Below are 8,824 nucleotides of genomic sequence, written 5' to 3' on the forward strand. Positions count from 1 at the left end.
GAAAAGATTCATGGCGCTCTGAAATTTTAGCTTTCTTTTACTCGTCCTGAATCTTTTTTAGCGAGTTCTCCCAACCCATGCCGGATGGACTCCATTGCCCAACCTGTGAGATCAAATGGTGTGTTGGCCTCGGCTTTTTTGGAAGTGTATAAGGTTTTTTTGATGGCGGTTCGGAGTTCCAAGAAGTTTTCTTCGGGGAAGGTTTCAAGTTCTTGCTCGAAAATTTGTTGAATTTGGGAGCGAGTGTACCGAGTATCGGCTTGGGCCTCCTGAAATAACCTGTTCAAAAGTGGGCCTCCTACCCGCCAGAACGCTATTCTGTCATTTGTCCGCTTCTCCGCGTTCTTCTCACGTCCGGGGAGAGTGCGTAGTTTTTCTTTATATTCTGCACTCTTCGTCAGCAGTTTTTTCTTTTCATCCGTGAGCTTGGCAATCTCCGCGCCTTGCAAAGAATTGACCGATTTCAGTTCGATGACATTCTGCTCCAATTCGGCAATCTTGGCGGTATAGGCCGACTTGGTTTTCGCGCCATGCTCTTCTAAAAGACGCTCGTAATCGTCTACATCCAGGCAAAGCCTCTTATCGCCATTAAAACATTTGAGTTTTTCCTTGTCTTTGAGAAAAATATAGCGTCTCACGCTCGCATTTTCTTTATATGGAGCCAATATTGTCTCATCAGACACGAATACAAAAATTTTTTCTCTTGCTATGAAGTCAATCTGTTCATCAAATCTGTTTATCCCAATATTTTGCAGAGCATGAGAAAATTCCACAATCTTTGGCAAATTTACTTTTGTTGTGAGATTGGCACTAAAAGTCAGCTTCATGATGAAAAATGACATTGCAACTATCACCAGTGCAGATGCAAAGCCAAAGAAAATGATGATAGCATTTTGTGAAAAAAGGCCGGCAAGATATAGCTGTATAAAAGCTGTGAGTCCTGCATACATAAACAGTGATGCAACTGCTACGGAAAAGAAAAACTGTAAGATACCGCGCTGAAAAATGGTTAGCTTTTTCTTTTCGCTCATGCCTGCCCTCTCATGGCGCTTTTACCCAGTTCCGTCAGCCTGTACCGCTGTGTCGGGCTGCGCGGCGAATCCGGCTGCGTCCTTTCGATTAGTCCGGCCTCTAGCGCGGGGGTGAGGTAGTTCTTGCGGAAAGTCGGCGCGTGGCGCAAGCTCAAAGCTTGCATCAATTCGGTGGCTGTTTTTTCGTTCTGCCCAATCGCATCCAGCAAGCGTTTTACTTGGTCGCTTACTTGAGCATCTACTTGGTCGGTGTTTGTGTTCGCCAAGGTATCATGCAACGCTTGGAGCATAAATTCTATGAACTTGGTGGCCTCACCCTGGGCGTCTGCCTGTCCCAAGCTGGCGTAGTATTCCTCCTGCCGGTTGCGAACGATGGTTTCCACCGGCATGTAGGCCAGAACCGGCCGCCACTTGCTAAGGATGAGCGTCTGCCAAAGCCGTCCCATGCGGCCGTTGCCGTCAGCAAAGGGGTGGATGAATTCAAACTCATAGTGGAAAACGCAGCTTGTAATGAGCGGGTGTTCGTCCGTGCCTTTCAGCCATTGGAGCAGGTTTTCCAGATGCCCATGCACCAGATTGGCGGGCGGAGCCATGTGGATTACCTTGCTGCCCTGGAACACGCCAACGCCGCCGGTGCGCAGTTTTCCAGGATTGTCCACAAGGTCGTGCATGAGCATGGCATGAGCGGCGAGCAGGTCTTTCAGATTGTGCGGTCTCCATGCATCCAGCTTTTCATAGGCTGCGACGGCTCCGCGTACTTCTTGGATGTCGCGGGGCGGGCCGATAACCGGCTTACCGTCGATGATGTCTGTTACTTGTTCCAGGCTCAGCGTGTTGTTCTCGATGGCGAGCGAAGCATGGATGGTGCGGATACGGTTTTCCCGGCGTAGCTGCGGCGAGAGGTTCTCTGCCGTTAACGCGCCGGTTGCGGAAAGCGTTGCAAGCTGTTCGCTGATTGCCGCCACAAGTTTGAGGGCGGTACTGGTGATAGTGTATGGCGGATAGCTCATGCGCTTTCTCGTTTGGGCTGGTGTTTCTTGCTGCGTATTTTTGTTTCTACCGTCTTGGCGTCCACTTGAGAAGATTGCTCGACCACTTTATTTTTTGCCGCGCTGAACAGCGTTGCGGCCACTCCTGACGCCTTGCGTAGAGCGTCATCATGTAGGTGCGCGTAGCGTTGCGTCATCTGTGGACTGGAGTGGGTCAGCAGCTTTTGCAATTCGTACATGGACACCTGCCCGGAACTCGCCAGCCAGGAAGCAAAAGAGTGCCGCAGTCCGTGCAACGGGCGGAAGGATTCCGGCAATCCGGCCTTCTCCCGTACCCGTTTGAGCATAGGAGTGATATTTCCTCGCGGCTTGTCGTCATAGCGGCCTGGGAACACATACGGGCTTTTGCCTCGTGGCAGGCCGTCCAGAATGGTCCTGGCCTGTTCGTTCATGGGGATAGTTTCTGTTTTTTGTTTTTTAGCGACATCCCCGCGTAAGGTAATGAAACCGCGCTCGAAATCAAGATCGCCCCATTGCAGATTGAGCAATGCGCCGCGCCGCATGCCGGTGAACAAGGCCAGTCGCACCAGAGAAGCCAAGGTTTGATCCGGTTCCTCGTCCAGAGCGTTCAGCAACTTTTGCGCCTGCTCCGGAGTGAGGTTTTCCGTCACCTTGTTGTCTACTGTGGGCATAGTGATGTGCAGAGAGCCCGGAATGGATTCCACATAGCCCTTGCACAGGGCGAAATTCAGCAGACGTTTGACCAGCGTGAGTACGTGCTTGACGGTCTGCGGCGATTTTCCGGCTTTCTCCAGCTTGGCCCGGAGCCTGTCGATATCATGCACGGTAAGTTCGGGGATGCTCTTCGTGCCCAAAGCGGGCGCAATGTGCAGGTTGAAGCGGATACGATCGTCCTTGATGGTACGGTTGGTGTTTTTAGCTTCTTCGAACAAGCTCCACAGTCTGCTGAAGGTATAGCGGGATTCTTCCGCTATCTTGGCGGCACGGGCGGCGGCACGTTTTTCCTCGTTGGAGGCGTCTTTGCCTTCCATGCGCAGACCGCGAATACTTGCGGCTTTGGCGGCGGTCATGTTGTCGCGGTACTGTCCGCCGACTTTTTCCTCAATGAGCTTTCCTTGTCTACGGTAGCGGATGTAATAGATTTTTTCCGTGCCGTACCCGGCAGCCTTCGGAACCTCCACAAAATACACTCCGGCATAGCCCACAACCGACTGTCTTTTTCTGCTTGCCATATACTTTGACCTCTTGGGGCATGGCTTGTCCCGCATCTATGGGGCAAAATGCGGGGCAACATGTTGATAACGGCGAGAAATACCGTTCTCGTATGCCCCACACTATGCCCCACAAACAGCGTCAAGTCCAATCGAGGTCAGCGGCTTTTTGGAAAGAATTTTTTAATATAATACTATGAAATATATAACTTAATAAAATTGGGGCAAGAGGGGTAAAGCTGACTGCAACGGCCTTTCACGCCGTCGACAGGGGTTCAAATCCGCCTGGGGACGCCCAATTTGGGTATCACAAAGAACGCCAAGGTACAAAAAGCCTTGGCGTTCTTGCTTTTTAGAGATTCGGGGCAGTTGCCGAATCCAGCCAAATCCAGGCTAATCCAAGAGCTTTGCGGGTATTTTTACGGGTATCGAAATGCGTTAGCAATCCGATATCCGTTTTTTCTTTTAATGCCTTGAAATAAAAAAGCATTATCGTCCAAACGGGTATCCTTAAATCCACCCTAATTCAAGGAGAACCGACATGGCATTGACCGATTTTCAGATCAAAAATTTGAAGTACACTGGAAAGCCCATGAAAGTCGCAGATGGCAGCGGCCTGTACCTCTACCTGTCCGCTTCCGGCAAAAAACTCTGGCGTCTGGGCTACTACTTCGAGCGCAAGCCCAAAGTCCTCAGTTTTGGCGAATATCCGGTAGTCACCCTGCAAAAGGCTCGAGAAAAGCGTCAGGAAGCCAAACAGCTCCTGGCTGACGGCATTGACCCCGCCGCGAAGCGGAAAATCGCCAAAGAAGAGCATATCTCGGAAGTGAAAGACATGTTCCGGAATATCGCCCTGGAATGGTTCGAGGCCCGGACAACCGACTTCACGGAAAAACATCGGGGCACGGTCATGTACCGTATGGAGAAGTATATTTTCCCGGTCATCGGCACGGAGCACATCGGCCGGATGGAACCCTTGGACATTCTGAAGGTCATCCAGCCCATTGAGAAGAAAGGCCAGAATGAAACCGCCCGCCGCCTGATGCAAATCATCGGGCAGATCTACCGCTATGCCGTGATCACGGGCCGGGCCAAACGCAACCCGGTGACAGACCTGCACGGCGCGATACGGCCCAGAAACGCGACGCACAGAGCCGCCGTCACCGAGCCTAAAAAGGTGGCCCAGCTTCTGCGCGATATCGATGGCTATGAGGGCTATTTCCCCATCGTATGCGCTCTGAAGCTGGGGCCGCTGGTCTTTGTGCGTCCGACCGAACTTCGGGCCGCAGAATGGAGCGAGTTCGATTTTGAGGCCGGCGAATGGCGCATTCCGGCCACACGCATGAAGATGAAGCAGATCCACATCGTGCCGCTCTCCAGGCAGGCTGTGAAAATCCTGAAAGAGCTGCAAGAGTTTTCCGGCAGCGGAAAGCTGCTCTTCCCGTCCATCCGCACGGCAACACGCCCGCTCGCCGACGCTACGGTGCTCAACGCCATACGCCGCATGGGCTACGCCAAGGATGAAATGAGCACGCACGGCTTTCGCTCTCTCGCGTCCACTCTGCTCAACGAACTCGGCTACAACCGGGATTGGATCGAGCGCCAGCTCGCCCACGGCGAAAGGAACGATGTGCGGGCGGCCTACAACTACGCTGAATATCTGCCGGAAAGGCGGCGGATGATGCAGGAATGGGCTGACCACTTGGACAAATTGAAAGCGGAAAAATAATTCGTCCCAAATTGACGTAGCTACAAAATGGAGTTACATTATGAACATGGAATTTGAATGGGACGAAGCCAAGCGCCAGAGCAATCTGGAAAAACATGGCGTTGATTTTATTGATGCCGCGCTGGTTCTGGCCGACGCCCCGCTTATTCTGGAAGATACACGGCGCGATTACGGAGAGCAGCGATGCCTCGCGCTCGGTGAAAAAAACGGCCTGCTCTTTGTCGTAGCGTTCACCCTGCGTGATGGAGCCTTCCGCATCATTTCCGCCCGCCGTGCCAATGCCAGAGAAAGGAGAAGTTATGAAAAGCGCATCGAACAAGAAGCCACGCACCCGTATGACCCTGCATGATGCTCAGGCCGCAGAGTCAAAGACGGACTGGCAGCGGCTGAAAGATATGCCAGACGCGGCCGCTACGCTTGCAGCCGAAGAGGATGCCGACAATTTGCCGTTGGACGATCCGTTCTTTGAGACTGCGAGGCGCTTGCAGCCTTCCGCGCTCCTGAAAGAGGCCAAGCAACAGATAACCCTGCGCATAGACGCCGATGTGCTGGAATGGTTCCGTGCCACCGGCTCCGGCTACCAGAGCCGCATGAACGCGGTCTTGAAGGCCTACGTCCAGACTCATGAGGGGCACGGCCAGTTATAGAAAGGCGATTCCCAGACTACCAAGCGGCGCATTGCTTTCGAGCGGTGCGCCGTTTCTTTGTTGTAGCCGGTTGCGCAACCACCTTGAACCATCAAAAAGAATGAAAACAGGGATTTTCAAAACCCTGTCAACAAAAAATTTGTCCACACAGTACAATGCAATGCCATCCAATAACTCCCCAGACCATACTTTTTCACGCACAAAACGGCTCGCCAAAAAAGTCATGATACGCTTCCAGCAAATACCAAAGACCTATCAGGAGGTGTAACAATGACTACCATGACAACCATTCCCAAAGTGGGCTTCCTTCGGCTCCCCCAAGTCCTGCAACTTGTCCCCATCAGCAAAAGCGCTTGGTGGGAAGGCTGCAAAACAGGCCGCTTCCCCAAGCCGGTAAAGCTCGGCCCGCGCACAACGGTCTGGCGGGCGGAGGAAATTGTGGAGTTTATTGAGCGGATTGGGGCGCGGGTGGAATGAAGTTCACCTATTAAGTTCAAGAGGCTGAGCTCAAAAAATATCTCTAACCGGAAATTACGAGGGCTTACGGTATTTGCCGTAAGTCCTTTTCGCACTTTGGGTTCAAAATGTTTTAACAAAACGATATCATTGGATGTAATGCTATATTTCCAACCTTATTGGAGATGCTTTTTCTTCGATGGTATTATACCATGAAGTGAACGAACAAAGGCATCTATGAAAAAAATGTGAGGTTTATATGGCTTTCAAAATTCCAACGCCCCCCGCCTCTTCTGAACAAAGTCCCGAATCCCTCTTCAGAGATCTTAGAAATAGAACAGTTGAGGGTTTACTATCACAGCAGGCAGATATGTTGCGGGCGTATGTATCCAACCAAAGCGAGCCAGACCTTGCACTAGAATTGCCAACAGGTAGCGGAAAAACACTTGTGGGACTCCTCATTGCGGAGTGGCGAAGGCGGAAATTTCAAGAACGATGCGTTTTTCTTTGCCCTACACGACAATTGGTTCATCAGGTTGTGGCTCAAGCGCATGAGAAATATGGCATTGAAGCCACAGGGTTTGTTGGAAGTCAGAGGGGCTATCCAGAATCTGATAAATCACGGTTTTTAGCTGGGGATACAATTGCTATTACTACATACAGTTCTCTTTTTAATACAAATCCTTTTTTCCGTGATGTCCAGACATTAATTTTTGACGATGCCCATTCCGCTGAAAACTACGTAACCTCATTTTGGTCTTTGAATATAAAGCGTTTTGAGTCTCCAGTTGTTTTTGAATCGGTTTGGTCTGCACTAGAAAAGCATATGCCATATTATGATCGGACGCGTTATGATTATAGGGATGACCCCCAGCTAGACACAGTTTTTGTGAATAAGCTGCCAACTCCAGCCTTATTAACGATTAAAGATAATCTTATCAGTCTACTTGATGAACAGCTTAGTGTTGACCAAGGCGAACTCTATTTTAAGTGGATAATGATCCGCGATCACCTTTTAGCTTGCCATTTGTACTACTCAGCTCATTCTATACTGATTCGCCCACTAACTCCTCCGACAAAAAGTTTTGACCCATTTTTGCAGGCAAAACAACGAATATATATGTCTGCGACTCTCGGTGAAGGCGGGGACTTAGAGAGGATTTTTGGCCGCGAGAGAATTCATAGAATACCAGCCCCTGAAGGATGGGACAAGCAAGGTGTTGGGCGTCGGTTTATTGTTTTCCCCATGGCATTTGCAAGTGAACGGCAGTCAATATCTCAAGCGCTTAAATGGGCTAAAAATTTGGTAGGGCCTTAATATTAACACCTAGCAACCCTGCTAGTGAGCAAGTTGCAAGCCTTGCGAGCGAAACAGAAGCAGTACAGGGGTTTAAGGTATTTAATGCTACGGATATCGAAACTTCAAAAAAAGAATTTGTTGATACAGATAATGCACTGGCAATACTTGCAAATAGATATGATGGAATAGATTTTTTAGGTGATGAATGCCGGTACTTGATTTTGAATGGACTACCTGAATCAACGAATCTCCAAGAACGCTTTTTTGTCAGCAGGCTAGGTTCAGCTGTTCTTTTTTGCAACCGTTTAAAAACACGTGTGACTCAGGCAATTGGCAGATGTACCCGTTCCTCCACAGACTATGCCCTAGTACTAATAACAGGCGATAAGCTACATGAATTCTTTTATAAAATTGAAAACAGAAAATGTTTACATCCAGAAGCCCAAGCCGAAATTATATTCGGGATTGAACAGTCAAAGGGGGCATCATTTAGTCAGCTTGAAGAAAATATCAACCTTTTTATTGCTCACGGCAAAGAATGGGATGCAGCAGATGCGGCTATCATTGGCTTGCGTGATTCCCTCGAACAATCACCGCTCCCTGCCAGTAATGAATTAGCATCCTCCGTAAAATATGAAGTGAGATATCAAGACTGTTTATGGAATGAAGATTATTCTGGAGCACTCAATGCAAGTAAGGATGCATTGTCTCATCTGAGTGGAAACGACTTAAGAGGCTATAGAGCCCTCTGGCTATACTTATGTGGCAATGCTTCTTTTATGGCTGGCAGTCTTTCTGACTTGGATGTAGCAAGGGAGAGCTACCGGTCTGCTGCTTCTGCCGCAGAGCGCCTCCCATGGCTTAGAGGCCTAACTCGCTTTTTTCCGGAAACTCATTCTAGTCCTGTATATGATCCAATTATATCAGAACAAGTTGAATCTATGGAATTTTTATTTGAGCGATTTGGCAAATCAAATAGTCGGAAAATAGAAAAATATTTCAACGAAATCAGACAAGGATTGGAGTAGCCCCCATTTCGACCGGACACCCCTCTAACTAGGGATGAGGTGCTGGAACTATGGCTGGAACTAGTGCTAAAACAAGTTCAACGGTGGAGATAGTAAACATAACGCCCCGTCGCCGTTGGTCTGTCGGCGAAAAAGTTCGCCTGATAGAGGCCAGCATGGCCCCAGGTCAGTCGGTTTCCCTGGTGGCACGAACGTATGGCGTTGCTCCGAATTTGCTTTACCGCTGGAGAAAGCAGATGAGTGAAGGCGGCAAAACAGCCATTGAAGCCAATGACGAGGTTGTCAGCGTTGCCGAAGTAAAGGCCCTGAAAAAGCGAATCCGGCAGTTGGAACGCGTCCTCGGTAACAAAACACTGGAAGTTGAAATCCTTAAAGAAGCTGTTCGCATTGGCCGCGAAAAAAAACTCATCTC

The 8,824-nt window shown here is 49.7% G+C and carries 10 protein-coding genes and 1 pseudogene; 7 read left to right on the plus strand and 4 right to left on the minus strand.

Translation table 11 applies throughout. The annotated features are described in order from the left end of the window. Positions 1-26: 26 nt before the first annotated feature. From HMPREF1022_RS02690 to HMPREF1022_RS02700, 3 genes are read right to left on the minus strand one after another with little or no spacing between them, the layout of a single operon-like run. The gene (locus HMPREF1022_RS02690) at positions 27-1,031 is read right to left on the minus strand and encodes a hypothetical protein (RefSeq protein ID WP_009301750.1); all 1,005 of its coding nucleotides are present in this window, start codon (positions 1,029-1,031) and stop codon (positions 27-29) included. Next, a complete protein-coding gene (locus HMPREF1022_RS02695; protein WP_009301752.1) occupies positions 1,028-2,041 on the minus strand; it encodes a Fic family protein in 1,014 nt (337 codons plus the stop codon). The genes HMPREF1022_RS02690 and HMPREF1022_RS02695 overlap by 4 nt, the downstream gene beginning before the upstream one ends. Next, a complete protein-coding gene (locus tag HMPREF1022_RS02700) occupies positions 2,038-3,273 on the minus strand; it encodes a tyrosine-type recombinase/integrase (protein WP_009301754.1) in 1,236 nt (411 codons plus the stop codon). The genes HMPREF1022_RS02695 and HMPREF1022_RS02700 overlap by 4 nt, the downstream gene beginning before the upstream one ends. Positions 3,274-3,793: 520 nt before the next feature. Here HMPREF1022_RS02700 and HMPREF1022_RS02705 point away from each other — a divergent pair. Genes HMPREF1022_RS02705 through HMPREF1022_RS02715 form a run of 3 tightly spaced genes read left to right on the plus strand, consistent with a single transcriptional unit; the run spans position 3,794 to position 5,628 of the window. Further along, a complete protein-coding gene (locus HMPREF1022_RS02705; RefSeq protein ID WP_009301756.1) occupies positions 3,794-4,981 on the plus strand; it encodes a tyrosine-type recombinase/integrase in 1,188 nt (395 codons plus the stop codon). Positions 4,982-5,021: 40 nt separating this feature from the next. Then, entirely contained in the window at positions 5,022-5,330 is a 309-nt protein-coding gene (locus HMPREF1022_RS02710) for a BrnT family toxin (protein ID WP_009301758.1), read from the plus strand. Then, positions 5,281-5,628, plus strand: a complete 348-nt coding sequence (locus HMPREF1022_RS02715; RefSeq protein WP_009301760.1) for a BrnA antitoxin family protein — start codon at positions 5,281-5,283, stop codon at positions 5,626-5,628. Before HMPREF1022_RS02710 ends, HMPREF1022_RS02715 begins: the two co-directional genes overlap by 50 nt. Here HMPREF1022_RS02715 and HMPREF1022_RS17910 read toward each other — a convergent pair. Continuing rightward, positions 5,623-5,853 carry a hypothetical protein gene (locus HMPREF1022_RS17910; RefSeq protein WP_156802804.1) on the minus strand — a complete coding sequence of 77 codons (231 nt, stop codon included), beginning with the start codon at positions 5,851-5,853 and terminating at the stop codon, positions 5,623-5,625. The genes HMPREF1022_RS02715 and HMPREF1022_RS17910 overlap by 6 nt on opposite strands. A 45-nt stretch (positions 5,854-5,898) precedes the next feature. Here HMPREF1022_RS17910 and HMPREF1022_RS02720 point away from each other — a divergent pair, with 45 nt between their 5' ends. The 4 genes and pseudogenes from HMPREF1022_RS02720 to HMPREF1022_RS02730 all read left to right on the plus strand — a co-directional run. After that, positions 5,899-6,105: a helix-turn-helix transcriptional regulator gene (locus HMPREF1022_RS02720; protein ID WP_009301762.1), complete on the plus strand. Its 207-nt coding sequence runs from the start codon at positions 5,899-5,901 to the stop codon at positions 6,103-6,105. A gap of 238 nt (positions 6,106-6,343) precedes the next feature. Beyond that, positions 6,344-7,402 carry a DEAD/DEAH box helicase gene (locus HMPREF1022_RS16945; RefSeq protein ID WP_009301764.1) on the plus strand — a complete coding sequence of 353 codons (1,059 nt, stop codon included), beginning with the start codon at positions 6,344-6,346 and terminating at the stop codon, positions 7,400-7,402. Beyond that, positions 7,402-8,412, plus strand: a complete 1,011-nt coding sequence (locus tag HMPREF1022_RS16950) for a helicase C-terminal domain-containing protein (protein WP_083823214.1) — start codon at positions 7,402-7,404, stop codon at positions 8,410-8,412. Before HMPREF1022_RS16945 ends, HMPREF1022_RS16950 begins: the two co-directional genes overlap by 1 nt. Before the next feature lie 50 nt (positions 8,413-8,462). Beyond that, positions 8,463-8,824, plus strand: a pseudogene (locus HMPREF1022_RS02730) (transposase); the annotation flags it as partial.

The sequence above is a fragment of the Desulfovibrio sp. 6_1_46AFAA genome (assembly GCF_000224635.1).
GTDB lineage: Bacteria > Desulfobacterota > Desulfovibrionia > Desulfovibrionales > Desulfovibrionaceae > Desulfovibrio > Desulfovibrio fairfieldensis.

Bases quoted from the DNA above. Each gene is read 5' to 3' on its own strand.
- HMPREF1022_RS02690 (WP_009301750.1), bottom strand. From the start codon at position 1,031: ATGAGCGAAAAGAAAAAGCTAACCATTTTTCAGCGCGGTATCTTACAG.
- HMPREF1022_RS02695 (WP_009301752.1), bottom strand. From the start codon at position 2,041: ATGAGCTATCCGCCATACACTATCACCAGTACCGCCCTCAAACTTGTG.
- HMPREF1022_RS02700 (WP_009301754.1), bottom strand. From the start codon at position 3,273: ATGGCAAGCAGAAAAAGACAGTCGGTTGTGGGCTATGCCGGAGTGTAT.
- HMPREF1022_RS02705 (WP_009301756.1), top strand. From the start codon at position 3,794: ATGGCATTGACCGATTTTCAGATCAAAAATTTGAAGTACACTGGAAAG.
- HMPREF1022_RS02710 (WP_009301758.1), top strand. From the start codon at position 5,022: ATGAACATGGAATTTGAATGGGACGAAGCCAAGCGCCAGAGCAATCTG.
- HMPREF1022_RS02715 (WP_009301760.1), top strand. From the start codon at position 5,281: ATGAAAAGCGCATCGAACAAGAAGCCACGCACCCGTATGACCCTGCAT.
- HMPREF1022_RS17910 (WP_156802804.1), bottom strand. From the start codon at position 5,853: ATGACTTTTTTGGCGAGCCGTTTTGTGCGTGAAAAAGTATGGTCTGGG.
- HMPREF1022_RS02720 (WP_009301762.1), top strand. From the start codon at position 5,899: ATGACTACCATGACAACCATTCCCAAAGTGGGCTTCCTTCGGCTCCCC.
- HMPREF1022_RS16945 (WP_009301764.1), top strand. From the start codon at position 6,344: ATGGCTTTCAAAATTCCAACGCCCCCCGCCTCTTCTGAACAAAGTCCC.